The sequence below is a fragment of the Serratia sp. H1w genome (assembly GCF_000633355.1).
In the GTDB taxonomy this organism is placed as follows: Bacteria; Pseudomonadota; Gammaproteobacteria; order Enterobacterales; family Enterobacteriaceae; genus Chania.
Map to the genome: position 1 here is coordinate 1 of NZ_AYMQ01000056.1, position 26,652 is coordinate 26,652.

At 53.4% G+C, this 26,652-nt stretch carries 27 protein-coding genes; 13 read left to right on the forward strand and 14 right to left on the reverse strand.

Translation table 11 applies throughout. From position 1 onward, the window contains the following. Positions 1-148 precede the first annotated feature (148 nt). The 5 genes from U869_RS0113400 to U869_RS0113420 form a co-directional block, all read right to left on the reverse strand. Positions 149-1,129, reverse strand: coding sequence for a magnesium and cobalt transport protein CorA (locus U869_RS0113400; protein WP_025119313.1), 981 nt, complete (start codon positions 1,127-1,129; stop codon positions 149-151). 11 nt (positions 1,130-1,140) lie between these two features. After that, the gene (locus U869_RS0113405) at positions 1,141-1,560 is read right to left on the reverse strand and encodes a GNAT family N-acetyltransferase (protein WP_025119314.1); all 420 of its coding nucleotides are present in this window, start codon (positions 1,558-1,560) and stop codon (positions 1,141-1,143) included. Between the two features lie 63 nt (positions 1,561-1,623). Beyond that, complete coding sequence (locus tag U869_RS0113410) at positions 1,624-2,040, reverse strand: YjaA family stress response protein (protein WP_025119315.1); 417 nt, start codon at positions 2,038-2,040, stop codon at positions 1,624-1,626. Between the two features lie 52 nt (positions 2,041-2,092). After that, positions 2,093-2,713 carry a glutathione S-transferase family protein gene (locus U869_RS0113415; protein ID WP_025119316.1) on the reverse strand — a complete coding sequence of 207 codons (621 nt, stop codon included), beginning with the start codon at positions 2,711-2,713 and terminating at the stop codon, positions 2,093-2,095. 74 nt (positions 2,714-2,787) lie between these two features. After that, positions 2,788-3,444 carry an HAD family phosphatase gene (locus U869_RS0113420; protein WP_025119317.1) on the reverse strand — a complete coding sequence of 219 codons (657 nt, stop codon included), beginning with the start codon at positions 3,442-3,444 and terminating at the stop codon, positions 2,788-2,790. Positions 3,445-3,861: 417 nt separating this feature from the next. Between U869_RS0113420 and U869_RS0113425 the strand changes: the two genes are divergently transcribed. Beyond that, complete coding sequence (locus tag U869_RS0113425; RefSeq protein WP_025119318.1) at positions 3,862-5,067, forward strand: serine hydrolase; 1,206 nt, start codon at positions 3,862-3,864, stop codon at positions 5,065-5,067. Positions 5,068-5,248: 181 nt separating this feature from the next. Here U869_RS0113425 and U869_RS0113430 read toward each other — a convergent pair whose 3' ends face one another. From U869_RS0113430 to deoC, 4 genes are all read right to left on the reverse strand, one after another. Next, on the reverse strand, positions 5,249-6,616 hold the full coding sequence (locus U869_RS0113430) for an L-serine ammonia-lyase (protein WP_025119319.1): 1,368 nt from the start codon (positions 6,614-6,616) through the stop codon (positions 5,249-5,251). A gap of 135 nt (positions 6,617-6,751) precedes the next feature. Next, on the reverse strand, positions 6,752-8,050 hold the full coding sequence (locus U869_RS0113435; protein WP_025119320.1) for an HAAAP family serine/threonine permease: 1,299 nt from the start codon (positions 8,048-8,050) through the stop codon (positions 6,752-6,754). A 967-nt stretch (positions 8,051-9,017) separates the two neighbouring features. Then, on the reverse strand, positions 9,018-9,782 hold the full coding sequence (gene deoR, locus U869_RS0113440) for a DNA-binding transcriptional repressor DeoR (protein ID WP_025119321.1): 765 nt from the start codon (positions 9,780-9,782) through the stop codon (positions 9,018-9,020). A 162-nt stretch (positions 9,783-9,944) separates the two neighbouring features. Next, complete coding sequence (gene deoC / locus U869_RS0113445; protein WP_025119322.1) at positions 9,945-10,625, reverse strand: deoxyribose-phosphate aldolase; 681 nt, start codon at positions 10,623-10,625, stop codon at positions 9,945-9,947. A 226-nt stretch (positions 10,626-10,851) separates the two neighbouring features. On the opposite strand from deoC, the gene U869_RS0113450 reads away from it, so the two are divergent. Next, positions 10,852-11,670: a hypothetical protein gene (locus U869_RS0113450; protein WP_025119323.1), complete on the forward strand. Its 819-nt coding sequence runs from the start codon at positions 10,852-10,854 to the stop codon at positions 11,668-11,670. 28 nt (positions 11,671-11,698) lie between these two features. Here the strand turns inward: U869_RS0113450 and ybjG are convergent, their stop codons facing one another. Further along, on the reverse strand, positions 11,699-12,304 hold the full coding sequence (gene ybjG / locus U869_RS0113455; protein WP_025119324.1) for an undecaprenyl-diphosphate phosphatase: 606 nt from the start codon (positions 12,302-12,304) through the stop codon (positions 11,699-11,701). A gap of 6 nt (positions 12,305-12,310) precedes the next feature. Beyond that, complete coding sequence (locus U869_RS0113460; protein WP_037408175.1) at positions 12,311-13,069, reverse strand: phosphatase PAP2 family protein; 759 nt, start codon at positions 13,067-13,069, stop codon at positions 12,311-12,313. A gap of 169 nt (positions 13,070-13,238) precedes the next feature. Between U869_RS0113460 and eco the strand changes: the two genes are divergently transcribed. Then, a complete protein-coding gene (eco, locus tag U869_RS0113465) occupies positions 13,239-13,751 on the forward strand; it encodes a serine protease inhibitor ecotin (protein WP_025119326.1) in 513 nt (170 codons plus the stop codon). 67 nt (positions 13,752-13,818) lie between these two features. On the opposite strand, the gene lpxA is transcribed toward eco, so the two are convergent. Next, positions 13,819-14,610, reverse strand: coding sequence for an acyl-ACP--UDP-N-acetylglucosamine O-acyltransferase (gene lpxA / locus U869_RS0113470; RefSeq protein WP_025119327.1), 792 nt, complete (start codon positions 14,608-14,610; stop codon positions 13,819-13,821). 353 nt (positions 14,611-14,963) lie between these two features. Here lpxA and U869_RS0113475 point away from each other — a divergent pair, with 353 nt between their 5' ends. Continuing rightward, a complete protein-coding gene (locus tag U869_RS0113475) occupies positions 14,964-15,389 on the forward strand; it encodes a universal stress protein (protein ID WP_025119328.1) in 426 nt (141 codons plus the stop codon). 369 nt (positions 15,390-15,758) lie between these two features. Here the strand turns inward: U869_RS0113475 and U869_RS0113480 are convergent, their stop codons facing one another. After that, on the reverse strand, positions 15,759-17,447 hold the full coding sequence (locus tag U869_RS0113480) for an aspartate:alanine antiporter (protein ID WP_025123983.1): 1,689 nt from the start codon (positions 17,445-17,447) through the stop codon (positions 15,759-15,761). Positions 17,448-17,791: 344 nt separating this feature from the next. Between U869_RS0113480 and U869_RS0113485 the strand changes: the two genes are divergently transcribed. Further along, the gene (locus tag U869_RS0113485) at positions 17,792-18,181 is read left to right on the forward strand and encodes an inner membrane protein YbjM (RefSeq protein ID WP_025119330.1); all 390 of its coding nucleotides are present in this window, start codon (positions 17,792-17,794) and stop codon (positions 18,179-18,181) included. Between the two features lie 52 nt (positions 18,182-18,233). Here U869_RS0113485 and U869_RS0113490 read toward each other — a convergent pair whose 3' ends face one another. Then, positions 18,234-18,497 carry a GrxA family glutaredoxin gene (locus U869_RS0113490; RefSeq protein WP_025119331.1) on the reverse strand — a complete coding sequence of 88 codons (264 nt, stop codon included), beginning with the start codon at positions 18,495-18,497 and terminating at the stop codon, positions 18,234-18,236. 238 nt (positions 18,498-18,735) lie between these two features. Here U869_RS0113490 and U869_RS0113495 point away from each other — a divergent pair, with 238 nt between their 5' ends. The 8 genes from U869_RS0113495 (at position 18,736) to rlmC (ending at position 26,624) form a co-directional block, all read left to right on the forward strand. Next, complete coding sequence (locus U869_RS0113495) at positions 18,736-19,035, forward strand: YbjC family protein (protein WP_025119332.1); 300 nt, start codon at positions 18,736-18,738, stop codon at positions 19,033-19,035. 57 nt (positions 19,036-19,092) lie between these two features. Beyond that, positions 19,093-19,995 carry a 30S ribosomal protein S6--L-glutamate ligase gene (rimK, locus tag U869_RS0113500; protein ID WP_025119333.1) on the forward strand — a complete coding sequence of 301 codons (903 nt, stop codon included), beginning with the start codon at positions 19,093-19,095 and terminating at the stop codon, positions 19,993-19,995. Between the two features lie 175 nt (positions 19,996-20,170). Beyond that, the gene (locus tag U869_RS0113505; RefSeq protein WP_025119334.1) at positions 20,171-20,650 is read left to right on the forward strand and encodes a YbjN domain-containing protein; all 480 of its coding nucleotides are present in this window, start codon (positions 20,171-20,173) and stop codon (positions 20,648-20,650) included. A 396-nt stretch (positions 20,651-21,046) separates the two neighbouring features. Continuing rightward, positions 21,047-22,156: a spermidine/putrescine ABC transporter substrate-binding protein PotF gene (potF, locus tag U869_RS0113510; protein WP_025119335.1), complete on the forward strand. Its 1,110-nt coding sequence runs from the start codon at positions 21,047-21,049 to the stop codon at positions 22,154-22,156. Between the two features lie 234 nt (positions 22,157-22,390). Continuing rightward, positions 22,391-23,524, forward strand: a complete 1,134-nt coding sequence (potG, locus tag U869_RS0113515; protein ID WP_025119336.1) for a putrescine ABC transporter ATP-binding subunit PotG — start codon at positions 22,391-22,393, stop codon at positions 23,522-23,524. A gap of 24 nt (positions 23,525-23,548) precedes the next feature. Next, positions 23,549-24,511: a putrescine ABC transporter permease PotH gene (potH, locus tag U869_RS0113520; RefSeq protein WP_021804975.1), complete on the forward strand. Its 963-nt coding sequence runs from the start codon at positions 23,549-23,551 to the stop codon at positions 24,509-24,511. After that, complete coding sequence (gene potI / locus U869_RS0113525; RefSeq protein ID WP_025119337.1) at positions 24,508-25,353, forward strand: putrescine ABC transporter permease PotI; 846 nt, start codon at positions 24,508-24,510, stop codon at positions 25,351-25,353. The genes potH and potI overlap by 4 nt, the downstream gene beginning before the upstream one ends. A 143-nt stretch (positions 25,354-25,496) precedes the next feature. Next, complete coding sequence (gene rlmC, locus U869_RS0113535; protein ID WP_025119338.1) at positions 25,497-26,624, forward strand: 23S rRNA (uracil(747)-C(5))-methyltransferase RlmC; 1,128 nt, start codon at positions 25,497-25,499, stop codon at positions 26,622-26,624. Positions 26,625-26,652 lie beyond the last annotated feature (28 nt).

Sequence of the window (26,652 nt, forward strand, 5' to 3'; positions counted from 1 at the left end):
CGGTCTGTACACTCCCACAGGGCGAGGGAGCTAGTCCGGAGTCGGTGGGTAATCTGTGCCGCTTCGGAAGGTACGGTATTACGTCAAGCCGTCAACGAACTCGATCAGTTCCCTCTCCCTGGGGAGAGGGTTAGGGTGAGGGGGCTGGCTATAACCAACCGGAACGCTTGAGCTTTTGGTACAGGAAGAAGCAGCCAGCGACCGTGACGCCCAGCGTCGTGTGGTAAGCCCAGGGAAACTTCAATTCGGGCATATCGGTGAAGTTCATACCGTACAGGCTGAAGATCACCGTAGGGATAGCCAGTATTGCCCCCCAGCCCGCCAGGCGTTTAACCACCTCGTTTTGCTTGACCGTGACCAGCGCCAGATTGACGTGCATGGCGTTGGTCAGCATTTCGCGCATATCGTCCAGCGTGCTGGCTACCTGCCGGGTGTGGTCCTGCACGTCGCGCACATAAGCTCGCAGCTCTTTGGGGATCACATCCTCATGCAGATGGATCAGTTGGTTGCAGATCTCATCCATCGGCAGGGCCGCATTACGCAGGCCGAGCAGGTGACGGCGCAGGCTGTAGACGTTTTCGATGGCGGTTTCGTCAAACTCCGAACGGAACATATTGGACTCGATGTCTTCGATCATCGTTTCAAACTTGCCGACGATATGGCGATAGTTGTCGACGATAAAATCCAATACGGTATACAGCGCAAAACCAGACCCGTGGCACAGTTGCTTAGGGTTTTCCTCTGCTTTGGCACGAATGGGGGCATAGCTTGCGGAGGCTCCGTGACGCACGCTGATCAGGAAGTTTTTGCCAACGAAAAAGTGGGTTTCACCGTATTCGACTTCCTCATTTTCCCAGCGTGCGGTTTTCACTACGATAAACAGCGAATCACCGTAGGTCTCTATTTTCGGCCGCTGGTGGGCGCAGAGGGCGTCTTCAATCGCCAGATCGTGCAGGCCGAATTCCTCCTGGATCTTGCGCATAAAGGCATCTTCCGGTTGCCACAAGCCCAGCCAGATAAAGGTATCCGGCTCTTTGACCACTTCACTGATATCGTCAATCGTCACGTCGGCCAGCCGTTTACCGGCCTGATACGCCACGCAGTTGATGACCATCTCTTGGGTTTCCATTGCGTTACCTGTCAGTCAGTGAGGGTTTTGGTGAAGAAATAGCGCTCATGTTTTACCGGGTAATCGTGCAGCGTCATCTGAAGCTGGTAGCCCAACTTTTCGTAGAATGGGCGGGCCTGAAAGCTGAAAGTATCAACCCGAGCGTAACGGCATCCTGCGGCAATTGCCTGCCGCTCTGCCTCCTGGATGATCTGCTTGCCGACGCCTTCACCCCGCAGCGCCTCGGAAACCCAAAGCAACTCGATGCTCAGCCAATGACCCACGGTACTGCCGGTTAACCCCGCAATTTTATTGCCGTGATCGTCGAGGGCAAAAACCCCGATATTCTTGTTCAGGATATCGCCGACAAATTGGTGATTGAATGCTTTCAAATGATTGCGAATTTCTTCGGTATCTGCGGCTTGTAGAGCGTCTGTTACGGTGATTTTCATCGTGCCTCCTGGATCAATCCACTAACTTAAGCACAGCAAATGGAAAATGCAACATATTGAAATTTAGGCGCGTTTGAGGTCGATGGCGGTAAGTACCTGGTCGGATTTCATTAAGAAAATACGTTTTACCGTGTCGTCGCTCAGAGGATGCGGGTCTGCATAAACTGAGTGGTATCCTTTGGGAAAGCCTGCAACAGTAATTTCCTGCAGGATCCGCTGTTCTACCTGACTGACACCACCTTCCAGCATTTCCATTGCATGGATCACTATGTCATGGCGAAGGTGACGGCGCCTAAGTTGATTGATAAACCCAGGAAAGAACTGCGGGACCAGGTTGTACAGGCAGAATTCGGCAACAAAGAATTGGCCAATTAGCAGTCGTTGGGTGCTGAAATCGGCAGCGCCGGAGGCGGTCTTCTGTGTCTCAAGGCTTTTCAGCGTCAGATGGTTGCGGCGTACCTGTAAATAAAACAATGACATACTTCTTCGTACCTCCGTTGTACGACGTGCCCCGGCAGGGGCACTGTGGCAATCAGGTGAGTGGTATCATTACTGCGTGTTGGTAAGCCGGGCGGGCGCACAGCCGTTGGTACCAGCGTTCCATATGCGGGCTGGGCTGACGCTTGATCGGCATGGAGAACCAGGCGTAAACAAAGCTGCCGAGCGGAATATCGCCAATCCCGAACTCTTGGCCAGAGAGATAAGGTTGTTCAGCCAATGTCCGCTCGATGATGGCAAAATGTTGTTCCAATTCGGCGATGGCGGCCTCGATCTGGGCCATATCACGTTTTTCGGGCGGGGTACGAACCATGCCCCAGAACACGGTGCGGAAGGGGGCAGTAATGGTTGAGGTATTCCAGTCCATCCACTTTTCTGCCGCGGCACGGGCCTGGAGATCCTGCGGGTAAAATGGCGCCTGGCCGAACTTGGCCGCCAGATAGCGCACGATGGTATTGGACTCCCACAACACGAAATCCTCATCCTGCAACAGCGGCACCAGGCCGTTGGGGTTGAGGGAACGGTAAGGCTCATCGTTAACCTTGCCGTAGGCACCACCGGCGTTGATATGGGTATAATTCAACCCCAGTTCAGCGGCACACCAACGCACTTTTTTGACGTTGTTGGAATTTTCACGGCCCCAAATGGTCAGCACAAAGCACCTCCTCATCGACTGGATAAAAGTAACTGTAATACCTACGCTACAAAGCCGCTTTTGTCACCTTGAAATCAGCGTTCCCAGTGGCACACTTCCCAACCGTGCTGTTCGGCCAGCGTGCTCAGATCGCTATTCGGGTTGATGACGGTGGCATTGTCGACATATTCCAGCATGGCCTTATCGTTAATGGAATCACTGTAGCCGTGGCTATGGGCAAATTGCCGTTCAGGATGTTGCTGTAACCATTGTTGCAGGCGGATGACCTTACCTTGTTGATAGGTCATGGTGCCGTAGGTATTGCCGGTAAAACGACCTTCTGCCACTTCGACGCCGATAGCCAATGCCCCATCGGCTCCCAGTTGTTCGGCGATGGGGGCAACCAGATGTTCACCCGTTGCCGAAATAACCAGAATGCAATCGCCGCGTTCGCGATGCCATTGCATACGCTCGCGTGCCGCAGGGTAGACGCGGGGTAGGATATCCCGGCGAATATAGCGCTGTACCCAACCTGCGACGGTCTGGGTACTCAGACCCGTCAGCGGAACCAGCGTTGCCTGCATATACTCTTCCATCGACAGTTTTCCCTGATAGTAGGATTGCATCAGCAGTTGCTCCTGGCGCTCCAACTCCGCTGGCGCGAACCCTTCGGCCACCAACCAGCGGACCCACAGGCTGGCGCTGTCATCATCAATCAGGGTTTCGTCCAGGTCGAACAGGGCTAAGTCCATCAATATTTCTCCGGCAAGGAAAGCTCTTGGGATACAGGATAACGGATACGTGCGGCGGCCAGCCAGTTGCCGCAGTGAGATGCGCTGAGCATAAGTCGCTTTGATGACAGTGCGACGACGGTTTGTTGAAGGTTTGCCTAACCTGGCGTACGGCCTGATTGCCAACCCATTTCTCTGCGGTTACGTACAGTTATGTAAAAAATCAGAAAAATCAGCCTTAACCCTGCAAAAATAAGAGCAATCTAATAAACTCTCAGCAAGGGCACTTTCGGTGCCGCGTTGGCCCAAATGGGAGCCGCTGGCTATTGCGCGGTTGGCAGCGCGGCCTGGTGCCACTCTCGCTGGTTGGCTGAAAACGTGAACATGTTTGAAAGTTAACGCTATTTCAATGGTTTGAATGGACACTCTGGCGACGTCATGATGAAAAATAATAGTACCACCCCTCTGGGTAAATTGGCCCTCAGCGTAGGCGTCATGTTATTGGTAATGCCTGCCGCACAGGCAGCAGAGGCTCCGGCCGCACCGCAGGTCGATGCGAAAGCCTATGTATTGATGGATTACAACAGCGGCAAGATCCTGGCAGAAGGCAACGCAGATACCCGCCTGGATCCCGCGAGTCTGACTAAAATCATGTCCAGCTATGTGATTGGTCAGGCGATTAAAGCCGGTAAAATCAAACCGGACGATCTGGTCACCGTAGGCAAAGATGCCTGGGCCACCGGTAACCCGGTGCTGCGCGGTTCCTCATTGATGTTTATCAAACCCGGCGATCAGGTGCCGGTCTCTGAACTCAACAAGGGCATCGTCATTCAATCAGGTAACGACGCCAGCATCGCCTTGGCGGATTTCGTGGCAGGGAGCCAGGATTCGTTTGTTGGCTTGATGAACAATTACGGCAAGTCCCTTGGTCTGCAAAATACCCACTTCCTGACCGTGCATGGTCTGGATGCCGAAGGGCAATACAGCACCGCACGCGATATGGCGTTGCTGAGTCAGGCGCTGATCCGCGACGTGCCGGATGAGTATGCGCTGCATAAAGAAAAAGAGTTCACCTTCAACAAGATCCGCCAGATTAACCGCAACCGTCTGCTATGGAGCACCAACCTGAACGTGGACGGTATCAAGACTGGCTACACCGGTGGGGCCGGGCACAACCTGGTTGCCTCGGCAACCGATGGCCCAATGCGCCTGATTTCGGTGGTGCTGGGTGCTCCGAGCGATCGCGTGCGCTTTAGTGAAAGCGAGAAACTGCTGACCTGGGGTTTCCGTTTTTATGAAACCGCGACGCCGATCAAAGCCGACAAAGCGTTTGTGACGCAGAAGGTGTGGTTTGGTGACGTGAGTGAGGTTCCGCTAGGCGTAGCGAAGGATGCCGCGGTCACTATTCCTAAAGGGCAGATGAAAAACCTGAAAGCCAGCTATAAGCTGAACCAGCCTACGTTGGAAGCTCCGCTGGCGAAAAATCAGGTGGTGGGTACCATTGATTTCCAACTGGATGGTAAAACTATCGAACAACATCCGCTGGTGGTGATGCAGGAAGTACAGGAAGGGAACTTCTTCGGCCGCATGTGGGATTTTGTGATGATGAAGCTGACTCAGTGGTTTGGCGGCATCTTCGGCTGATCGCGCTCCCTCACCCTAACCCTCTCCCACAGGGAGAGGGGACCGTTCTGTGCTACCTATCTACTCTTGCATCAGTCTTCAATTTCGTGGTCGTTACATGTCAAAAATTTACTCCTGCACCTGAATTCAGCGCTGTACCAGCTCCCTCTCCCTGTGGGAGAGGGTTGGGGTGAGGGGTAAATCAATTACACGCCACAACCTTGATCGCCAATCCGCCCTGTGATGTCTCGCGGTATTTGGAGTTCATGTCCTTGCCGGTCTCGTACATGGTCTCGATCACCTTATCCAGGCAAACGCGCGGCTCGCTGGTGCGTCGCAGTGCCATACGTGCGGCGTTGACTGCCTTCACGGCGGAGATCGCGTTACGTTCGATACAAGGCACCTGAACCTGCCCGGCCAGTGGATCACAGGTCAGCCCAAGATGGTGCTCCATGGCAATCTCTGCGGCGATACAAACCTGTGCCGGGCTACCGCCCATCAACTCTGCCAAACCGGCCGCGGCCATTGAGCAAGCCACGCCGACTTCCCCTTGGCAGCCCACTTCGGCACCGGAAATTGAAGCATTCATCTTGTACAACGTGCCGATCACTCCAGAAGCCAGGAAATAGCGACTGTAGGAATTGGTGTTCACCGGGCGGATAAATTGGTCGTAATACGCCAGTACCGCCGGGATAATGCCGCAGGCCCCGTTGGTGGGGGCCGTCACCACCCGGCCACCCGCCGCATTCTCTTCGTTGACCGCAAACGCGAACATGTTGATCCAATCGACCACGTTCATCGGATCGGTATTGTTCTTGTCACCGGTGACCAGGATGCGACGCAATGCAGCGGCACGGCGTTGTACCTTCATCGGGCCAGGTAGCAACCCCTCGGTATTCATACCGCGTTCGATACCGTCGCGCATCACCTGCCAGACATCGGCGAAGTGTGCTTCGATTTCAGCTTTGCTGCGCAGTGCCAGTTCGTTCTGCATCACCAAGCCGGAAAGCGAAAGTCCGGTATCTTTACAGTGTTGCTGCAAATCCAGCGCGGAGCGGTAAGGGTAGGGGACCGCTACACTATTGCTGGCCGATTGACCGAAGCTTGCTTCATCAACGATAAACCCACCGCCGATGGAATAATAAGTTTTGCTGTGCAGTAACCGATCGCCAGCATAGGCGCTGATCGACATGCCGTTTTCATGCAGCGGCAGGTTGGTACTGTGGAAGTTCATACCGCCGAGCGGTGGAAAATCGACTTCGTGCACACCCTTTGCCAGCAACAGGCGGCCACGTTGTTCTACATCGCGAATAAAACCTGGGATGCTGTCGATGTCCACGTCATGAGGCAGATTACCCGCCAGGCCCATAATAATCGCGATATCGGTATGGTGCCCTTTACCCGTCAATGACAGTGAGCCGTAGACGTCAACCGCTACTCGCGTTGTGTCGTGGAGCTGTCCGGCTGCCAGCAAATCATCGATAAACAGTTTACCGGCTTTCATCGGGCCGACGGTGTGGGAACTGGAAGGGCCGATGCCAATTTTGAAAATGTCGAAAACGCTGACCATAGTCTCGCTTCCTTCTTGAGGTTAATTCCCCTCTGCCTGCCGTTGTTATTGGCTGGTGGGTAATGCTTGGTTCGCGGCGGGGTGGGAGGGGGAGATTCGAGATAGCCGGTGCCATAAGGCACCGGCTGAGCGTGATTAACCGAACAGGGTGTACAGGATGGCAGAGATGGCAATCAGCCCCATCACGACCACAAATACGTTGCTGATGTGGCCGCTGTACTTGCGCATGGCAGGCACTTTACGGATAGCGTACATCGGCATCAGGAACAGCAGCATCGCGATGATTGGGCCACCCAGGTTCTCGATCATGCCCAGAATGCTTGGGTTCAGCGTCGCGACGATCCAGGTGGTCACCAGCATGAAGATGGCGGTGATGCGGTTCAGTTTGTTGGTGGTGATGGTCTTGCCACGGCTTCTCATCGATTTGGCGATCATGCCGTTAAAGCCTTCACGAGCACCGAGGTAGTGGCCCAGGAAAGATTTGGTGATGGCGATAAAGGCGATCACTGGCGCGATGTACTCGATAACCGGGTTGTTAAAGTGGTTAGCCAGGTAAGACAGGATGGAGATGTTTTGCGCTTTAGCTTCGGCCAGATCCGCCGGGGACAGGCTCAGCACGCAGCTGAAAACAAAGAACATCACGGTCAGCACCATCATGATGTGTGCATAACCCAGGATGCGGGAACATTTCTTCTCGGCGTCAACGCCGTATTCTTCACGTTTGGCTACCGCAAAGGCTGAGATGATCGGTGAGTGGTTGAAGGAGAACACCATTACCGGGATTGCCAGCCACAGGGTGATCACCAGGCCGTGGCCCAGGCTGCTGCCAGAACCGGCCAGCGAAACGTTTTCGAAGATGGCGCTGGTCCAGTTAGGGATCAGATATACCGCCAGCAGCATCAGTACCGCAACAAACGGGAATACCAGGATACTCATGGTCTTCACGATGGCCTGCTCACCGAAACGTACGATGCCCATCAGGCCCACGATCAGGATCAGCGACAGAATGGCGCGCGGTGGCGAGGTCATCCCCAGTTGGTGGGTGATGAAGCTGTCCACGGTGTTGGTGATCGCGACGCTATAGACCAGCAGGATTGGGTAAATGGCGAAGAAGTAGAGCAGGGTGATCAGCTTACCAGCGCTGATGCCAAAGTGCTCTTCTACGACTTCGGTGATGTCTTCACCAGGGTTTTTGCCAGACAGCACGAAACGGCACAGGCCACGGTGGGCAAAGAAGGTCATCGGGAAAGCGATGATGGCCATGATGATCAGCGGGATCAAACCACCGATACCGGCGTTGATTGGCAAGAACAAGACGCCAGCGCCGATGGCGGTGCCGTAGAGGCCCAACATCCACATGGTGTCTGATTTACGCCAGGCCGTGCTGGAACCTGAGGCTGCAGAGGCGATAGTGCCGGTCTGTGTAGTGTCCATAAATATCTCCGAGGTGAACACGATAATTTAAAATCAAAAGAAAAACTTAAGGTTAAAATCCGCTGGTGAAATAAGTTGCTATGCCGCCAGTGGTAAAATCAGTAGTGACAACTAGAGGTTGAATTGCGCCTCTGAATTGTTTATCAGGCTAATTAACGGGCTAACCTGTCAAAATGGTTTCTGCTGTTAAAGGGGCCAACACCGATGCTTCTGTCGGCGGGGAAACTGCCCACCGATTTTGTTGGCGGCAAGATAACGATTTGCAGCAGAAACAACCGTGATCGTGCTCTCAAATGCGTGATGTGTGTGGTTAAAGGCTTTTATTGTAAATTTTCATGCAAATGTTGCGTATTTGTGCAAAACATCATGCTGCAATCGCTCTCACTAAAACCACAGTCTTTATCCGGTTTGTATGATGTTTGGCCAGATAAAAACCTGCCTTATGTGGCAGGGCGAGCAATATATTTTATGTGCTGGTTTCGGTCTAGCTAAAAAGCCGGATTAAGCCTGTTTAGTGATATAGATCACATTTAACTATCAGGGGGGTAAATGGTTATCTATTTGATTATTTTGACTTTTTTTGATTTTTGTTGATTATTACATCCTATTTCGCAGCAAGGCTAGTGCGATAAAAAAACGTTCCTATTCATCATATGAATAAAGATAAATCCTGATTATTTGTGTAAATTCAGCCAATGATCTGGCCATAAAAAGTGGCATAGCGGGGTAGATAGTGGTGGCAGGCTGTTTTATCCGGGTAAGGAGTGGTGCAATTTAGCGCTATTAATCTTCATGGAGAATAATAACCTTGGCAAGTTGTTGCAATTTATTAACCTGTAATTATCGCTCAATAGGAATTTTTTCAGTTTAATTGTGCAAAAATAAAACGGCATTTAACGGCGTTCGGCAACCGCGTCCTTCAATGGGGCGCTGAAGGACACGGTATAAATCGGCTGCGGGAGCGGGGTCAAAAACGCAAAGTAACCGCGTGCAGGTTAAAAAACTCGACGAACTCGGGGTCGGGTTGGCGATCGGTGATCACCTTATCGAACAACGCCAGCGGCCCGATGCAGGCGGGCTTGGTTTGGGCAAATTTGCTGTGGTCGGCCACCAGGATCTTTTGCTGTGCCTTGTCTAACGCCTTATGTTTCATTGCCAGCTCATCAAAGTTGTAGCAGGTTGCGCCGTGCTGCAAAGTGATACCAGCCGCCGAGATAAAGGCCACGTTAGGGCAGATATGGTCCAACTCGTTATGCTGGCCAATGGCGGTAAAAATGTAGTTGCTTGGTTTGAATTCGCCGCCGCACAGGATCACCTTGCAGTTAGGTTTGTCCTGCAGTGCCAGGAAGGTATTGAGTGAGTGGCAGATGGCGGTAAAGGGCAGTTCATCGGCAATGGCGTCGATAATGGCCGGGGTGGTGGTGCCACAGTCAAAGAATACCGTGTCATTTTCGTTGACCAACGGTGCTGCCAGCAGGCCAATGCGGCGCTTTTCGGCGACCTGTTTGGCTTTCTGATCGGAGACGAAGTAATTGGTGACCCCGTTGATACGTGGATCGGCTACGACGTAACCCCCAAGCAACACCACAGCAGCGGGTTCGGCACTGAGATCGCGGCGGATAGTCATTTCCGAGACGCCGAGCAGTGCGGCTGCTTCTTTCAGGTGGATCTTGTCAGAACGCTTTAGAGCCTGAACTAACCGGTTGATACGTTCGTCGCGCCGGGTTTCCATCAGTTATTCCTACAGGTCTATACCCCAGGTTGCTGGTATAGAGGAGCCAAAAGTATCTTTCGTTCGCTCCAACACAATAATGCGGAGTAGTGCAGACCCAGTTTGCACTGAGGGCACAACCCCGCATTAAAAGTCGCTATAACTAGATAGAGCTAGCGAAAATCAGTAGCTACCAGCGGCAGCCGCATTGCCAGAAACGATGGCAACGCCCGAGCTGGTGCCGATACGTGTTGCACCGGCGGCAATCATTTTCTCTGCGGTAGCGCGATCGCGCACTGCGCCAGAGGCTTTGACGCCCATCTCGCTGCCTACGGTAGCACGCATCAGCTTAACGTGTTCTTCACGGGCGCCGCCGGTGCTGAAACCGGTAGAGGTTTTCACGAAGGCCACGTCCAGTTCACGACACATTTCACAAACCACAACGATTTGTTCATCGCTGAGCAGACAGGTTTCCAATATTACCTTCAACGGGATAGCCGCGCAAACTTCACGCACTGCGGCGATATCAGCTTTAACTTCCTCATTCAGACCGCTTTTCAGCCAACCGACATTGATCACCATATCGATTTCCTGTGCGCCTGCGGCAATGGCAGCTTTGGCTTCGAAAGCCTTCGAGACGGTCAAACCCGCCCCCAGAGGGAAGCCGATAACCGAACATACTTTAACGTTGCTTTCCTGTAACAGGTGAGCGGCCAGCGGGACATAACCCGAGTTAACGCAAACGGCATAGAAATTATGCTGACGCGCTTCTTCGCACAGTTGGTTGATCTGGCTTTCCGTGGTGTCCATAGCCAGCAGGGTATGGTCGATATAGCTAGCGTAATCAATCTGTTCAGTAGTCATGGTAATTCCTCAGTGGGTATATAAACGCTTTGGGATGTTAGTGATGTTATTATCCTAACATTGTCACATGGCGATTGGTAGTTGTATTAACACTAATTTTTTAGTCATAAGCGGAATTGATGAGCACTGCTCGCCACAGGATTTGCCGGTAAATGTTATTTAAATAACATAGATTACACATTGACCAATCCGTTCGCTGTGCAACGACTGCCCCTGAGGAAAGAAGATGAAGACGATCATGACTCTGAACCCTGGACTGTTCGGCAAAATGCCGAATGAAGTGTATCGCGGTGCCGGTTTTACGGTTACCGCGTTTATGTTTCCTGGTGAGGTTGCCGCATTGGCGCTGCAAAACCAGCGGGGCACCTTAACGCTGCTGCCCTATCAGGATTTGATGGTTTGGGATGCCGTATTTGACGGCAAGTCCCTCAAATCAAACGTTGGCCACGCGCAGCCCCGGCGTAATGATGCCCGTGGTTGTTTTGCATCTCATCAGGGCTTGCCGGCTAATCATGGTCCGGTGGTTGATGTTTGGCTGGAGGTGGAGGAAGACGCAATTACAGTGCGAGCCAGCACTGCCGAGAGTCAATGCCGCACTCAACCGGCGGTTCAGCTAGCCGCCAACAGCACACAGTTCAGTATTGAAATGGTGATCAATAACCTGGCCGAGCAGGCTCAGCCATTGAGCTATATGTGCCATATGAACTATGCCTGTGAGGAGGGGGCCGTATTCCGCCAGAACCTGCCGGGCTGTGCGCTGAATATCCGTGATAATCCGCAGCGGATCATTTGCTCAGACGATCTTTCGTTATACGTCGATCAGGCAGAGTTCTTTATGCTGACGCCGTGCGGCAGAAGGTATGTGACCCGTTTTTCCACCGGCCAATTCAGCTATGCCGTCTTACAGCGGCCACGGGCTAACTCGCGAGCGGCGGCTTTTATCCAGCCAGCCAGTTGCAGCCCAGAGATTGCTGCCACATCAATGGCAGCAATGTTAAAAGCGGGAGAGAAGCGGGAATTTCGTGTGACGACGGGCGTGCTATAGCCGCAGGGGCAAGCCCCTGCGGCAGGCATTACTCCTTTACCCAACCCTTGCGGATCGGGAAGGCGAACAGGAAATGGTACAGGCGCGTCAAACGTTGGGCGATGGCATCGCCAAACAGGTTCCATACCAATTGGGCAAACAGGCAACCCACGCAGCCCAGCAGGAAACCGCCAACCATATCCAGCGGCCAGTGCACGCCGAGGAATACGCGCGACCAGGCGATGGCAACTGCTACGGCCATTAGCAAAACACCGGACCAGGCACGATGCCAACACAAGAAGGCCAGGGCGAAGGTGAAGATGGCTGTGCCATGATCGCTGGGGAAAGAGCTGTCTGGAGCATGCGCCAGGAAGGTATAGCCGATCCCGGCGACAAACGGGCGCTCATGGGGCAACAACGCACCGATAGCGGCCGCGGCGCTCATGGCAAATAACAGAGCAATAGTCGTTTTGGCTACCACTTCTCGCTGTGCTGTCAGTTGGCTATGCGCCCCCCAGAGCCACAGGCCGACAATCAGCAGCGGGATAATGGCGATCAGATCCCGCGCGATGAAAGTGGCAAGATCGATCAACCATTCCGGGCTGGCCGGAGTCGCATTGATCCAGGCGAAAAGAAGATAGTTCAACTGCTCCATTAAGTATTACCTCGTCTTACGGCGGATATAGCCGCTGATACACCAATAAACAGCCAACTGGCTGAACCAGACCCACCACCCGGCCCACAGGTTATGGGAAAGAAAATGCGCGCCCCGCATGATCTGGCCAAAGCCCATCAGCATGCCAAGCGTGATACCGCCGAACCAACACCAGTAAGCCAGGCGTGGGCGTTGCGGATAAAACAGGAAGAACAACGCCATCACGGCAAAGCCACTGGAAGCATGGCCACCGGGGAAACAACGGCCAGGCCCCGGAAACGCGGGTGTGGTGCCAAACAGTGGGAACGACATCGCCTTGCCACCGTACTCCAGCAGATCCCAAGGGCAGGAATGTGCGCTGGTGGCTTTCAGGATCCCCACCACTAATGGCCCAATGCCGATCAACAGCATGGTGACTATCAGCCGTGGATTACGGCGATAAATTCCCCAAAACAGCGCCAACACCGCCCCGGTAATCACTGAAATCTTTAACAGACGATGGTTAATCAGATCCAGCCAGTAGTTGTTCTGCCAAGGGAAGCGCTGGTTGGCGGCGTCATACCAATAATTGCTGACTGCCCAATCCAACTGTTCATTGCGTGACAGCCAGATAAACAGCAAACCCGTCACCAACAACCCAAAGGCTTGCCAACGGTAAAAGGATGTAGGCAAGGAGTAAAGGGAGGTAGTCTTAATTTGGCTTACCGTTGAGGATTGATTTAATGAAGATTGTTTGGCGTTTGACGAGTTCACACGGAGGCTCATAGGCGATAACAGATCGGCTTACTGTAATCTTCCTGCCTTAAGAAAACCTTAATGGATAGCGATCTCGGCAACCGGCCTGCGTAGTGATATCCAGAATTGACCTATAATTTAACGGTGAAAACTGTGCTAGCGTGGCCGGGTATTAGATAATGAATTGTAAGGATAAAAAATGAACAAGCTTTCTATGGTAGTGACCAGCCTGCTGATGGCTGCGTCCGTCAGCGCTTTTGCCGCCACCACCGCCGAAAATGACGATCTCAATATGCAGCCGTTGGAGAAGGTCGCGCCGTTCCCGAAAGCGGAACCGGGGATGAGCCGGCAGGTCATTTATTTGCCCAAGCAGGAAAATGAAGAGAACTTTAAGGTTGAGCTGCTGATTGGCCAAACGTTGGAAGTGGATTGCAACCGCCACATGATGGGGGGCAACCTGGAGAGCAAAACGCTGGCCGGTTGGGGTTACGACTACTTTGTGCTGGCGAAGCTCTCGGCTCCGGCCTCTACCATGATGGCTTGCCCGGATAATACCAAGCGTCAGGAGTTTGTGGCTGCTCATCTGGGAGATGCCGCGATGCAGCGCTATAACAGCCGCCTGCCGATCGTCGTGTATGTGCCGAAGGATGTAGAGGTGCGCTACCGCATCTGGTCAGCCAGTGAAAATACCGGCCGTGCGGTAATTAAATAATCGCATTCTAATGTAGGGGCGCCGCATGCTGCGCCCGTTTAGCCGCATGCTACGCCCGCTTACCTATCTAGCGAATAATGCCGCGCGCCGAGCGTGAGAAGAAAGAGTTAAACCACTGCAGCAGCGGATAGGTTTCGCTCAAGCGTTGCGCCTCCTGTTTCACTTCATCGATCGCCAGCGCATTGTGGTACAACATGTTATACAGTGCCAGGATCACCTGCTGTTGCTGGCTATCCAACGATTGGAAGGCTACCGCTGACTCGTTGACCCCGATGGGGGCCGCATGGTTGCCACTGGCGCGGACAAACGGTGGAACATCCTGCACGACCCCGGATTGATTGGCGATGTGTGCATGGGCACCCAGCAGACAAAACTGATGGATGGCGCACATAAACCCAATCTGCACAAAATCAGCCAGTTCAACATGCCCGGCCAACCCCGAGTTATCACCGATCACGGTGGTATTGCCGACAATGCAATCATGACCAATATGGACGTTGTTTAAGAACAGGTTGTCATTGCCAATGGTGGTTCGGCGATATCCTTGCACGGTACCGCGATGAATGGTCGCATTTTTGCCGATCCGATTCCTGTCGCCAATCACCACGTCGGTGGCTTCACCGGCATATTTCAAATCCTGATTCACTTCACCGATGGTGGAAAACTGCCCGATAACGTTATCGCGGCCAATACGGGTGAGGCCGTTGATGCTTACGTGGGAAGCTATGACCGTATCGTCACCGATCTCGACGTCGGCTGCGATGATGCAAAAGGGGCCAATGCTGACGCGCGCACCGATAATCGCCCCCGGTTCGATCAAGCTGTTGCTTGCGACCCGGGCAGAGGGAGAGATTGACATTGCATTATCCTGGAGATGGCGCGTGGCGTTGCCGACATCGGGCCCAATCATGGGTAAATGACTAAGCCGAAGTGTGGATTAATCAGAGAATAAACGTCGAATGGGAGGGGGGTAGGATTGGGCCATTGAAGGCCACTGATTGTTCTTATCGACAAGGCGAGTATAAGGAATGCTCAGGCGCAGCACGCTATCTTATATTTTATTTATTTTCTGAACCTTTCCGTAATGACGGATGAGGCACGGATTATGGTCGCAGCACGTCCAGCTAGCAGGCAACAACTCTCACGCTAGGCTAGAATTAATAGGTAGATGATGGTCAGGCTGGGTATTAGGCAATACGGAGGGCTGACAACATGACTTATCAACATATCGTTATCGCTACCGATCTGAGTGAAGATGCCGAATTGGTGGTGCGAAAGGGCTCTGAATTGGCTAGTTCGCTAAACGCCAAGTTGTCGCTGATTTATATCGATGAACAAGCCAGTCACTACAGCGAATTTGGTAGTGGCGAGTTCAATTATACCGATAAGACCTTCTCCGAACGGGTGAGGAATATGCTTAACGCCATTCAGCAGCAGACGGAGTACCCCATCAGTGAAGTGATCATTGGCCGTGGCGAACTCAGCGAAGCACTGAATAATGCTATCCATGAAAAGGGGATTGATTTGGTGATTTTCGGTCACCACTACGATATGTGGAGCCGTTTGGTGTCCAGCACGCGACGCACGATCAACCACATTGCGGTGGATATGCTGGTGGTGCCGCTGGTGAAAAGCTGAGGTGGAGATTTTGAATCTGAGAATGCCCGGCACCACAACAATTTAGAACAGTTTTCCCTCACCCAGTTTTATCCAAAAGGATGAGGGAGCTGACGTCAGGCTCGGAAGTTAATATGTGGCACGTATACAAAAATTCCTCCTTTGAGCGAGAAATTTTTGTATACGTTTTTATAAGTTCGTTAAATTTCAGGCAACAAAAAACCCGTTAATCTTGAACCTAAAAAGGCGGGACTAACGGGCTCCACAAAATGGGGACATCAAAGAAAAGCAGTGGCACTAATTCAGACTATGTCCCGATCGAAAAGTTCTGCCTGTTGCTAGAAAAAGCAAAAAATATTTTGCCATGACATCATCGCTCAGCCAGCCTGACTACCCCATGATGGCTGGCCAGATCACCACGATGAGCGAGCCTGCCAAGGTTAACAACACGTTAGCGATGGCATAGGTGCCTGCGTAACCTAATGCAGGGATATTACTACGTGCAGTGTCGCTTATGATTTCCATCGCTGGGGCACAGGTACGCGCTCCCATAATGGCGCCAAACAGCAGGGCACGGTTCATTCGCAGGATATAGGCACCAAACAGGAAGCAGATCACCACCGGCACCAGGCTGACAATCAGGCCGGCGACGAGCATCTGGCCACCGACTGCGCCAAGGCTATGGCCGATACCGGCACCCGCACTCAGACCCACACCGGCCATAAACACCATCAGGCCGAACTCTTTCACCATATTCAACGCGCCCTGGGGGATATAACCAAAGGTCGGGTGGTTGGCCCGCAGGAAGCCCAGCATGATGCCGGACATCAGCAGCCCGGCGGCGTTACCGATACCAAAGGAGAAGCTACTGAACTGAATGGTGATCTGGCCAATCAGCAGGCCGATAATAAAGAAGGCACAGAACGCCAGCAGATCGGTGACCTGGCTATGAATGGAGATAAAGCCAATCTTCTCCGCCACGCTTTTTACCCGGCGGGCATCGCCACTGACCTGCAACACATCGCCTTTATTCAACACGATGCTGTCATCGATCGGCATTTCAATCTGGCTGCGGATCACCCGGTTCAGGAAGCAGCCATGATCGGTCAGCTTCAACTGACTCAGGCGCTTGCCGACCGCATTGCTGTTTTTTACCACGATCTCTTCGGTGACAATGCGCATATCCAGCAGATCGCGGTCAAACACTTCCTTTCCGTTACGGAAACTTGGGTCCAGGCGTGCGTGCGCATCAGGGTAGCCAACCAGGGAAATTTCGTCCCCGACCTGCAACACCGCATCTCCGTCCGGGTTGGCCAGAATACCATTACGGCGAATTCGTTCGATGTAGCAGCCGGTCTGGCGGTAAATGCCCAGCTCACGCAGGTTTTTGCCATCAGCCCAGGCAACCAGCTCCTGACCAACGCGATAGGCGCGGATCACCGGTAAATAGACCTTGCGCTGGCTATCGGCATCAAGGCCGCGTTCACGGGCAATTTGTTGGGCTGAGGTAGAGAGATCCTGATGCTGCAATTTCGGCAGGTAACGAGCGCCGAAGATCAGGCTGACCAGACCAATCAGGTAGGTCAGGGCATAGCCCAGGCTCAGATGATCCTGCGCGGCAAGCAGCGCCGGGCCGTTGGTGATGGTATTACGTAGCGTATCGCCAGCCCCCACCAGCACCGGCGTGGAGGTCATCGAGCCGGCGAGCATACCGGCGGTAAGGCCGATATCCCAGTGGAATAGCTTGCCCAGGCCGAGAGCGAGCACCATCGCGGTCCCCACCATCACCAGAGCCAGCATGAAGTAGTTTTTGCCGTCGCGGAAAAATATCGAGAAGAAGTTGGGCCCAGCTTCAACGCCAACACAAAAAATAAACAGCATAAAACCGAGGCTCAAGGCTTCGGTGTTAATGGCAAAGTGCTGCTGGCCAAGCAACAGCGAGACCACTAAAACGCCAATGGAATTACCGAGTTGAACGGAGCCAAGACGAACCTTTCCGAGGCAGAGCCCCAGGGCGAGTACCACAAACAGTAACAGGATGTAGTTACCGTTTAACAAACTTGCGACGTTTATGTTCACGGGGGATAACTTATTGTTTACCAGTAAGTTCTTGATAAAGAACACTATAAGAGTTAGATTCAGCCATAGAGTATATGGATAAAACTTATATAACAACCAACCATCGGAAGGCGAGCCGAACCATCGAATGGCGGCGCTTATTCTAGTCGCTATCACGTATGACAGCCAGCATAAAGCTGTGTCGGTATACGTATTTAACCCTTTTTGACCAAGGAAAAAGCTCAGCCAGCGCTGCCGATTTCGGCCGCGTATCGCAAGGTCTGTGCGATAGGCTGTTTTTTACGATGTATTCAGCGGTCACATCGCGATACCCGTCGGTTTTCGGGTATGGAAGGGAGAGGTGGATGGTGGGTTATCGATACTGGGTGGGCATTTTCAGCTGTTTTCTGCTCTTTAGCCTGGTTTTTCTTGTCCAGAAGAGCGGTACCGTCGGCGTGACGGAGTCTGAGCATCATGGTGAAACCGGCCTGCTGTTGTTTATTATTCCCGGTTTTATCGCCAGCTATTTGTCTAGTAAGCAGCGTATCCTGTGTCCTTTGCTTGGCGCACTGTGTGCGGTACCGCTGTGTCTGATTATCCGCCACTTTTGGTTGACGCCCGGCTATTCGTTCTGGCAGGAGTTGGCTTACGCGGTCAGTGCCGTGTTCTGGTGTGTTCTGGGCGGGATGTTGTATTTACTGATACGCGCGATGTTGCATGCGTGGCAACAGTTTACTTTGCGGCAAAAATCCTGAGCATAAAAAAGGCCACCTTTATTCGGTGGCCTTTTTTGTTCGAGCGTGAAGCTTACTGGAACAGATTCAGGTTTTCTTTGGCGTAGGCTTCAAAATCGGTGCAGCCGCCAATGTGGTCCTGATCGATAAAGATCTGCGGTACGGTTTCAACCGGTTTGCCCACGGTTTTTTCCAAGTCGGCCTTGGTGATGCCTTCGGCGTGGATATCAACATAGCGGAAGTTGAAATCGTCACGCTCTTCAGTCAATTTCTCTGCCAGCTCTTTAGCACGGACACAGTAAGGACAGCCCGGACGCCCGAAGATTACAGCAAACATGTAACACTCCTAGTCTGTTATTAATAATTAACCGTTATTGTAACGACATTCCTTCCGTCATAAAAAGACTTCAGTTGCGCAATCACTCACGTCATGGCGCTTACTATGCCCGTTGGCAGGGCTAAAAAAAAGCAGGATCTGCCTCTTGGTCTGATTTATAGAACCGATTAATCATCTAGGGCTGTTGCTACGTGGGTGAATTCACTACACTGAGCACAGTGAGTCTGGAGATAAAAATATGCGTTCATTCGGTGACTTACCGCGTTCGGTGCTGGTGCTTGAAGGCCTGGGTATGGTGCTGTTGATACTCTCTTATCTGAGTATTCATGACTACGTGCGTTTGCCGGGCATACTGGCTTCGCAGCAGGCGGCGGTTGGCATGATTTTTCTTGGCGTCTTCCTGATGGTGCCTGCGGCCGCATTTTTGGTCTGGCGCGTAGTACAAGGATTGAGCCCGCTACTGCGTGGTGGCATGCCGCCGCAGAACGATCGGCGTACCCCGCCAAAAGATAAACAAGACCAGGGACCGCAGGACTAAACGCGGCTATGGGGAATGCCTGCCAATGCAGGTGATCAACGCCTTTAGGGGTGACGAGTGAAAATTGCCATTCTTTCACGCGATGGTTCGCTGTACTCATGCAAAAGACTGCGTGAGGCTGCCGAGCAGCGTGGGCACCGTATCGATGTTATCGATCCGCAGTCTTGCTATATGAATATCAACCCGGCGGCACCGAGCATTCATTATCGCGGCCGCCAGTTGGAACGGTATGATGCGGTGATCCCGCGCATCGGTTCCGCTATTACGTTTTACGGCACCGCCGTGCTGCGCCAGTTTGAACTGCTCGGCAGCTATCCGCTCAATGAGTCCGTGGCCATTACCCGGGCACGTGACAAGCTGCGTTCGCTGCAACTGCTGGCGCGCCAGGGGATTGACCTGCCCATTACCGGTTTTGCGCATTCGCCGGATGATACCGGTGATTTGATCGAGCTGGTGGGGGGCGCACCGCTGGTGGTGAAACTGGTCGAAGGCACCCAGGGGATCGGCGTGGTATTGGCCGAAACCCGTCAGGCGGCGGAGAGCGTCATCGACGCCTTTCGTGGCCTGAACGCGCATATCCTGGTGCAAGAATATATCCGCGAAGCCAACGGCTGCGACATTCGTTGCCTGGTTGTTGGGGGCAGGGTGGTCGCAGCGATTGAACGCCAGGCAAAGCCGGGGGAATTTCGTTCCAACCTGCATCGCGGCGGCACTGCCCGTAAAGTACATATCACCGCCAAGGAGCGCGCCACGGCGATCAAGGCCGTTACGACGCTGGGGCTGGATGTGGCTGGGGTCGATATTCTGCGTGCCGATCGTGGCCCGCTGGTGATGGAAGTGAACGCCTCACCGGGGTTGGAAGGCGTAGAAACCACCACCGGGCTGGATATTGCTGGCATGATGATCGAGTACATCGAACAACGGGCCCGACCTGGCTTTCGTCTGAAATCTGGCGGCTGAGAAAATGGCGCTTTTCGCTGTCGTGCCAAGCCTGTACGCGCAGTAACAGGTGTAGATATCCCGTGCAGTGTGGTCGCATTAGTGAATTAAGCGGCTTTGATCGTGGCATCTCGATTGAATATTCCGTAAGCTATGCGCCTTTTCATGTTTTTGAACCCTGTGAGGCTGGTAATTTATGGATTCACTCATCGTCCCCGATTTGGCGTTATTACGACGTTGGTTGGATCAATTGGGGATCTCGTTTTTTGAATGTGATTCTTGCCAGGCACTGCACCTGCCACACATGCAAAACTTTGACGGCGTATTCGATGCCAAGCTCGATCTGGTGGACAATGTGATCCTGTTTTCCGCGCTGGCCGAAGTCAAGCCAACCGCGCTGATCCCGCTGGTGGCCGATCTCAGTCAAATCAATGCCAGTTCGCTGACCATCAAGGCCTTTGTCGATATTCAAGACGACAACCTGCCAAAACTGATCGTGTGCCAGTCCCTGAGCATTGCCGTGGGCGTTGCCTTTGAGCAGTTTGCCCACTTTATGCAACAGGGCGAAGAGCAGATCTCGATGGTGATCCTGGAAGCCCGGGCGAACGATCTGCTGTTTATGGGTGATGAAGAAGAGAACCCGGCTACCGTAGCCAGCCAGCCGATGCTGCATTAATCCCCGCTGTACATTATGTGTGCCGCAGATCTGGCGGCACGCAGCCCTGACTTCCCCTCACAACCAGATATTCTGCGTTTCTCCCCTTATTGCCAGATATTTCTCGTCTTTTCGGGCGTTATTGCCGCATCACATACAGAACACGTGCATAATTAATCGATAAAAGGCGTTTTTTACCCTGGAGGCTGGCACCGTCTGGCAACTCCGGTTATGCTGCTGATCTTGCTAAAGGCTCACGCTCCTGTTTGTGACCTCGTGGGCTGGCAGGTGAGAAAATCGCATGCAATCAACTGCATAGCTATTCACTCGCCATCGCAACGGTTGCGCTCGGCTAATCAAAGGCGTTGTATCCAGCCAGGATACACATTTACCCCCTTGTTTTGGAGGAAGTTACGGATGGTCACCCAACGTAAAAAGTGGTTATCGGGTGTGGTTGGCGGCTTGCTGATGACGGCTTGCTTCACCGCGTCGGCCGCAGACAATACGCTGCATATCTATAATTGGTCCGACTACATTGCGCCGGATACTTTGGCCAAATTCCAGAAAGAAACCGGCATTAAAGTGGTTTATGACGTCTTTGATTCCAACGAGGTTCTGGAAGGCAAACTGATGGCGGGCAGCACCGGTTATGATCTGGTGGTGCCATCATCCAACTTCCTCGAGCGCCAGTCCAAAGCCGGTATTTTTGAGCCGCTGGACAAGAGCAAGATACCGAACTACAAAAACCTTGATCCCGAAATGCTGCAACTGGTGGCGCATAACGACAAGGAGAATAAGTACGGTATCCCTTACATGATGGTCACCACCGGTATTGGCTATAACGTCGATAAGGTCAAAGCGGTACTGGGTAAAGATGCCCCGGTCGACAGCTGGGATCTGATCCTCAAGCCGGAAAACCTGGAGAAACTGAAAAGCTGTGGTGTTTCCTTCCTGGATGCGCCAAGCGAAGTGTATGCCACCGTGCTGCACTATCTGGGCAAAGATCCTAACAGCACCAATGCGGAAGATTACACCGGTGCAGCCAACGATCTGCTGATGAAGCTGCGCCCGAATATCCGTTACTTCCACTCCTCCCAGTACATTAACGATCTGGCGAATGGGGATATCTGCGTGGCGATTGGCTGGTCTGGCGATATCATGCAGGCTGCCAACCGTGCCAAAGAAGCCAAAAACGGCGTGAATGTGGCTTACTCGATCCCTAAAGAAGGGGCGCTGACCTACTTTGACATGTTTGCGATGCCAGCAGATGCCAAAAACAAGGACGCGGCCTACCAGTTCCTGAACTTCCTGCTTAAGCCAGAGGTGATCGCGGACGTCAGCAACCACGTGTTTTATGCCAACGCGGTGAAAGACGCTACGCCATTGGTCAATGCCGAGGTGCGTGATAACCCGAACGTTTATCCACCGGCAGATATTCGCGCCAAACTGTATACGTTGAACGTACAGTCGCCGAAACTTGACCGTGTCATTACCCGCTCATGGACTAAAGTTAAAAGCGGCAAATAAATACCCGTCGTCTTTCAAACTGCAGCGTTGTTACCTGCACTTACTCACCCCAGTCACTTACCCAAAAGTAAGCTCCTGGGGATGAGTAAGCTTGTCGCCTAGCTGCAGCTCGAAATCCATAGGGTATTATTGAAATATTGAAAGGTAGGTGGGGTAACACCCGCCTGCATTGCCATTTTGGGCCATGGCAATTGCTGTGGTTGTTCGTACTGCTTTAGCCGGAGAGCACCCCGATTGAACGACGTTATCCCCCGTCCTCAAGCCAAATCGCAGAAGGTTTTCACCCCTCTGCTGGAAATCCGTAACCTCACCAAAACCTTTGATGGCCAAAACGCGGTTGAAGACGTCAGCCTGACGATCTACAAGGGCGAAATCTTTGCGCTGCTGGGGCCGTCTGGCTGCGGGAAGTCTACGTTGTTGCGCATGCTGGCCGGCTTTGAACAGCCGACGGAAGGGCAGATTGTCCTCGATGGTCAGGACATGTCCCACGTGCCGCCCTACCAGCGCCCGGTCAATATGATGTTCCAGTCCTATGCGCTGTTCCCCCATATGACGGTAGAGCAGAACATCGCGTTTGGCCTGAAGCAGGACAAAATGCCGCGCCCGGAAATTAACGAGCGCGTTGCCGAAATGCTGACGCTGGTGCATATGCAGGAATACGCCAAGCGTAAGCCACACCAGCTTTCCGGCGGGCAACGCCAGCGTGTGGCACTGGCACGCAGCCTGGCTAAACGGCCAAAGTTGCTGTTGTTGGATGAACCGATGGGCGCGTTAGACAAGAAACTGCGCGATCGTATGCAACTGGAAGTGGTGGATATTCTGGAACGCGTGGGCGCGACCTGTGTCATGGTGACCCACGATCAGGAAGAAGCCATGACCATGGCTGGCCGTATCGCCATCATGAACCGTGGCAAGTTTGTGCAAATCGGTGAGCCGGAAGAGATTTACGAGCACCCGAACAGCCGTTTCAGCGCCGAGTTTATCGGTTCGGTCAACGTGTTCGATTGTGTGCTGCTTGAACGGCGGGACGATGCGCTGATCCTGCAAAGCCCGGGTTTACGGCATGCTCTGAAGGTCGATCCTGACTCTTCAGTGGTGGATGGCGTGCCAATCCAGGTCGCGTTGCGTCCGGAAAAAATCATGCTGTGTGAAGAAGTACCGGAAGACGGCTGCAACTTTGCGGTGGGTGAAGTGGTGAACATCGCCTACCTGGGCGATCTGTCGATTTACCACGTCAAGCTGCTCAGCGGGCAGATGATCAGTGCGCAATTGCAGAACGGCCATCGCTTCCGTAAAGGGATGCCGACCTGGGGTGATGAAGTGCGCCTGTGTTGGGAAACCGACAGCTGTGTCGTGCTGACGGTGTAGTTGAGAAAGTGAGGAGTAACCACCATGACATTGCTTTCTGAACGTTCGCCGGAGCCTCCGGCAAGAGTACCCGGCCCGATCAAAGCCTTTATCCAACGGTTGCAGATGGCCCATGGCCGCAAGCTGGTGATTGCACTGCCGCTGCTGTGGCTGCTGCTGTTGTTTATGCTGCCGTTCCTGATCGTGTTCAAGATCAGTCTGTCTGAACTGGCCTTGGCGGTACCGCCTTATACCGACCTGATGAGTTGGGCCGACGGCAAACTCGATATTGCGCTGAACTTTGCCAACTACCTACAGCTGACAGACGATCCGCTCTACATTGATGCCTATCTGCAATCCTTGCAGATCGCGGCGGTTTCAACGCTGTGCTGTCTGGTGATCGGCTACCCGCTGGCGTGGGCGGTGGCACACAGTAAACCGTCAACCCGCAATATTCTGCTGTTGCTGGTGATCCTGCCTTCCTGGACGTCATTCCTGATCCGCGTATATGCCTGGATGGGGATCCTGAAGAATAACGGGGTGTTGAACAACTTCCTGATGTGGCTGGGGGTGATCGATCAGCCGTTGGTGATCTTGCATACCAATCTGGCGGTGTATATCGGCATCGTTTATTCCTATCTGCCCTTTATGGTGTTGCCGATTTACACCGCGTTGACGCGCCTTGACTACTCGCTGGTGGAAGCCTCGTTAGATCTGGGGGCCAAACCGTTGAAAACCTTCTTCAGCGTGATCATGCCGTTGACGCGGGGTGGCATTATTGCCGGATCGATGCTGGTGTTTATCCCGGCGGTCGGGGAGTTTGTGATCCCGGAACTGCTTGGCGGGCCGGACAGCATCATGATTGGCCGCGTGCTATGGCAGGAATTCTTCAATAACCGTGACTGGCCGGTTGCCTCGGCGGTAGCCACCGTGATGCTGCTGTTGCTGATTGTACCTATTCTCTGGTTCCACAAGCACCAGAACAAGGAAATGGGAGGGCAGGGATGAACAACTTGCCGGTAGTGCGCTCACCGTGGCGAATAGCGATCCTGGTGATCGGTTTCACCTTCCTTTACGCACCGATGCTGATGCTGGTGATCTACTCGTTCAACAGCTCCAAGCTGGTTACCGTGTGGGCGGGATGGTCATTCCGCTGGTATATCGAACTGTTCCACGATTCGGCAATGATCAGCGCAGTCGGCCTGAGTTTGACCATTGCGGCAGCCTCCGCCACGGCGGCGGTGATCCTCGGCACCATTGCCGCGATGGTGATGGTACGCTTTGGGCGTTTCCGGGGTTCGACCGGGTTTGCCTTTATGCTCACCGCGCCGTTGGTTATGCCAGACGTGATCACCGGCCTGTCGCTGCTGCTGCTGTTTGTGGCAATGGGGCATACCTTTGGTTGGCCTTCCGAGCGTGGGATGTTCACCATCTGGCTGGCGCACGTCACCTTCTGTACCGCCTACGTGTCGGTGGTTATCAGTTCGCGCTTGCGCGAGCTGGATCGCTCGATCGAAGAGGCGGCGATGGATCTGGGCGCAACGCCGCTGAAAGTGTTTTCGGTGATCACCTTGCCGATGATTGCTCCGGCTCTGGTTTCCGGCTGGATGCTGGCGTTTACCCTGTCGTTGGACGATCTGGTCATTGCCAGTTTCGTCGCCGGACCTGGAGCCACCACCTTGCCGATGTTGGTATTCTCCAGCGTGCGCATGGGGGTTAACCCAGAGATCAACGCTTTGGCGACGCTGATCCTGCTGGTGGTGGGGATCATCGGGTTTATCGCCTGGTGGTTTATGGCGCGGGCGGAAAAACAGCGTGCGCGTGAGTTGCAAAGAGCCGCTCGTGGTTGATGTCCTGGTGACTCATTGAGCTTTAAGCGCCGCCTGACTGGGCGGCGTTTTGTTTTCTCCTACCCTGGTAAACAGGTTTTTCTCCGCGTTGGGTGATACAATCTGCGCCCTCATTGTTCATCCTGGTTTAACGGTTACTATTCATGCATTGCGCTTTGTATTCGGCGAACACCTGCCGTTCCTGTCAGTGGCTGGAAAAGCCTTATTCCCAGCAACTGGAAGAAAAACAACATCATCTGCAATCCTTACTGGCGGATCGCGATGTCGTGCAGTGGCTGGAACCGGTGACGGGTGAACAGAGTGCATTTCGCAACAAGGCGAAAATGGTGGTCAGCGGCAGCGTTGAGCGACCGTTGCTTGGCATGTCGCACCGTGATGGCACGCCGGTAGATCTGTGTGATTGCCCGCTGTATCCGGCCAGCTTTGCCCCTATCTTCGCGGTCTTGAAAAATTTCATTCCCCGTGCCGGATTAACGCCTTATAACGTGGCGCGTAAGCGTGGCGAGCTGAAGTATTTGCTGTTGACGGAAAGCACCTTCAGCGGCGGCCTGATGCTGCGCTTTGTGCTCCGCTCCGAGAGTAAGCTGGCGCAGCTGCGTGCCGCTTTGCCTTGGTTACAACAGCAGTTGCCCCAGTTGAAGGTGATCTCCGCCAATATCCAGCCAGTGCACATGGCGATCATGGAAGGCGAACAAGAAATTCCCCTGACCGAGCAGCAGGCGTTGGAAGAGCAGTTCAACCAGGTGCCGCTGTATATTCGCCCGCAGAGCTTTTTTCAAACCAATCCGCAGGTGGCCAGCCAGCTGTACGCCACCGCACGGGACTGGGTGCGGGCGCTGGGTATCGCCAGCATGTGGGATCTGTTCTGCGGTGTCGGCGGCTTCGGCTTACATTGCGCTCAACCGCAAACCAGGCTGACTGGCATCGAGATCAGCGGAGAGGCGATTGCCTGTGCCAAACAGTCGGCGCAAACCCTCGGCTTACAGCAGGTGGATTTTCAGGCGCTGGATTCAACCCGATTTGCAACCGCTGAGGGGGAGGTTCCTGAATTGGTCTTGGTGAACCCGCCGCGGCGGGGAATTGGCAAGGAACTGTGTGATTATCTCAACCGTATGGCACCGGGTTATATTCTTTATTCCAGCTGTAATGCGCTAAGTATGGCGAAGGATTTGGCGATGCTGCCTGATTACCGCGTGGAACGCGTACAGCTGTTTGATATGTTCCCGCACACCGCTCATTACGAAGTACTGATGCTGTTGGTGCGGAAATAATCCCCTCACCCGAGCCCTCTCCCAAAAG

What these genes read in the sequence shown, in the direction of transcription:
- U869_RS0113400 (WP_025119313.1), bottom strand. Translation starts at nt 1,129, where the DNA reads ATGGAAACCCAAGAGATGGTCATCAACTGCGTGGCGTATCAGGCCGGT.
- U869_RS0113405 (WP_025119314.1), bottom strand. Translation starts at nt 1,560, where the DNA reads ATGAAAATCACCGTAACAGACGCTCTACAAGCCGCAGATACCGAAGAA.
- U869_RS0113410 (WP_025119315.1), bottom strand. Translation starts at nt 2,040, where the DNA reads ATGTCATTGTTTTATTTACAGGTACGCCGCAACCATCTGACGCTGAAA.
- U869_RS0113420 (WP_025119317.1), bottom strand. Translation starts at nt 3,444, where the DNA reads ATGGACTTAGCCCTGTTCGACCTGGACGAAACCCTGATTGATGATGAC.
- U869_RS0113425 (WP_025119318.1), top strand. Translation starts at nt 3,862, where the DNA reads ATGATGAAAAATAATAGTACCACCCCTCTGGGTAAATTGGCCCTCAGC.
- U869_RS0113430 (WP_025119319.1), bottom strand. Translation starts at nt 6,616, where the DNA reads ATGGTCAGCGTTTTCGACATTTTCAAAATTGGCATCGGCCCTTCCAGT.
- U869_RS0113435 (WP_025119320.1), bottom strand. Translation starts at nt 8,050, where the DNA reads ATGGACACTACACAGACCGGCACTATCGCCTCTGCAGCCTCAGGTTCC.
- deoR (WP_025119321.1), bottom strand. Translation starts at nt 9,782, where the DNA reads ATGGAAACCCGGCGCGACGAACGTATCAACCGGTTAGTTCAGGCTCTA.
- deoC (WP_025119322.1), bottom strand. Translation starts at nt 10,625, where the DNA reads ATGACTACTGAACAGATTGATTACGCTAGCTATATCGACCATACCCTG.
- U869_RS0113450 (WP_025119323.1), top strand. Translation starts at nt 10,852, where the DNA reads ATGAAGACGATCATGACTCTGAACCCTGGACTGTTCGGCAAAATGCCG.
- ybjG (WP_025119324.1), bottom strand. Translation starts at nt 12,304, where the DNA reads ATGGAGCAGTTGAACTATCTTCTTTTCGCCTGGATCAATGCGACTCCG.
- U869_RS0113460 (WP_037408175.1), bottom strand. Translation starts at nt 13,069, where the DNA reads ATGAGCCTCCGTGTGAACTCGTCAAACGCCAAACAATCTTCATTAAAT.
- eco (WP_025119326.1), top strand. Translation starts at nt 13,239, where the DNA reads ATGAACAAGCTTTCTATGGTAGTGACCAGCCTGCTGATGGCTGCGTCC.
- lpxA (WP_025119327.1), bottom strand. Translation starts at nt 14,610, where the DNA reads ATGTCAATCTCTCCCTCTGCCCGGGTCGCAAGCAACAGCTTGATCGAA.
- U869_RS0113475 (WP_025119328.1), top strand. Translation starts at nt 14,964, where the DNA reads ATGACTTATCAACATATCGTTATCGCTACCGATCTGAGTGAAGATGCC.
- U869_RS0113485 (WP_025119330.1), top strand. Translation starts at nt 17,792, where the DNA reads ATGGTGGGTTATCGATACTGGGTGGGCATTTTCAGCTGTTTTCTGCTC.
- U869_RS0113490 (WP_025119331.1), bottom strand. Translation starts at nt 18,497, where the DNA reads ATGTTTGCTGTAATCTTCGGGCGTCCGGGCTGTCCTTACTGTGTCCGT.
- U869_RS0113495 (WP_025119332.1), top strand. Translation starts at nt 18,736, where the DNA reads ATGCGTTCATTCGGTGACTTACCGCGTTCGGTGCTGGTGCTTGAAGGC.
- U869_RS0113505 (WP_025119334.1), top strand. Translation starts at nt 20,171, where the DNA reads ATGGATTCACTCATCGTCCCCGATTTGGCGTTATTACGACGTTGGTTG.
- potF (WP_025119335.1), top strand. Translation starts at nt 21,047, where the DNA reads ATGGTCACCCAACGTAAAAAGTGGTTATCGGGTGTGGTTGGCGGCTTG.
- potH (WP_021804975.1), top strand. Translation starts at nt 23,549, where the DNA reads ATGACATTGCTTTCTGAACGTTCGCCGGAGCCTCCGGCAAGAGTACCC.
- potI (WP_025119337.1), top strand. Translation starts at nt 24,508, where the DNA reads ATGAACAACTTGCCGGTAGTGCGCTCACCGTGGCGAATAGCGATCCTG.
- rlmC (WP_025119338.1), top strand. Translation starts at nt 25,497, where the DNA reads ATGCATTGCGCTTTGTATTCGGCGAACACCTGCCGTTCCTGTCAGTGG.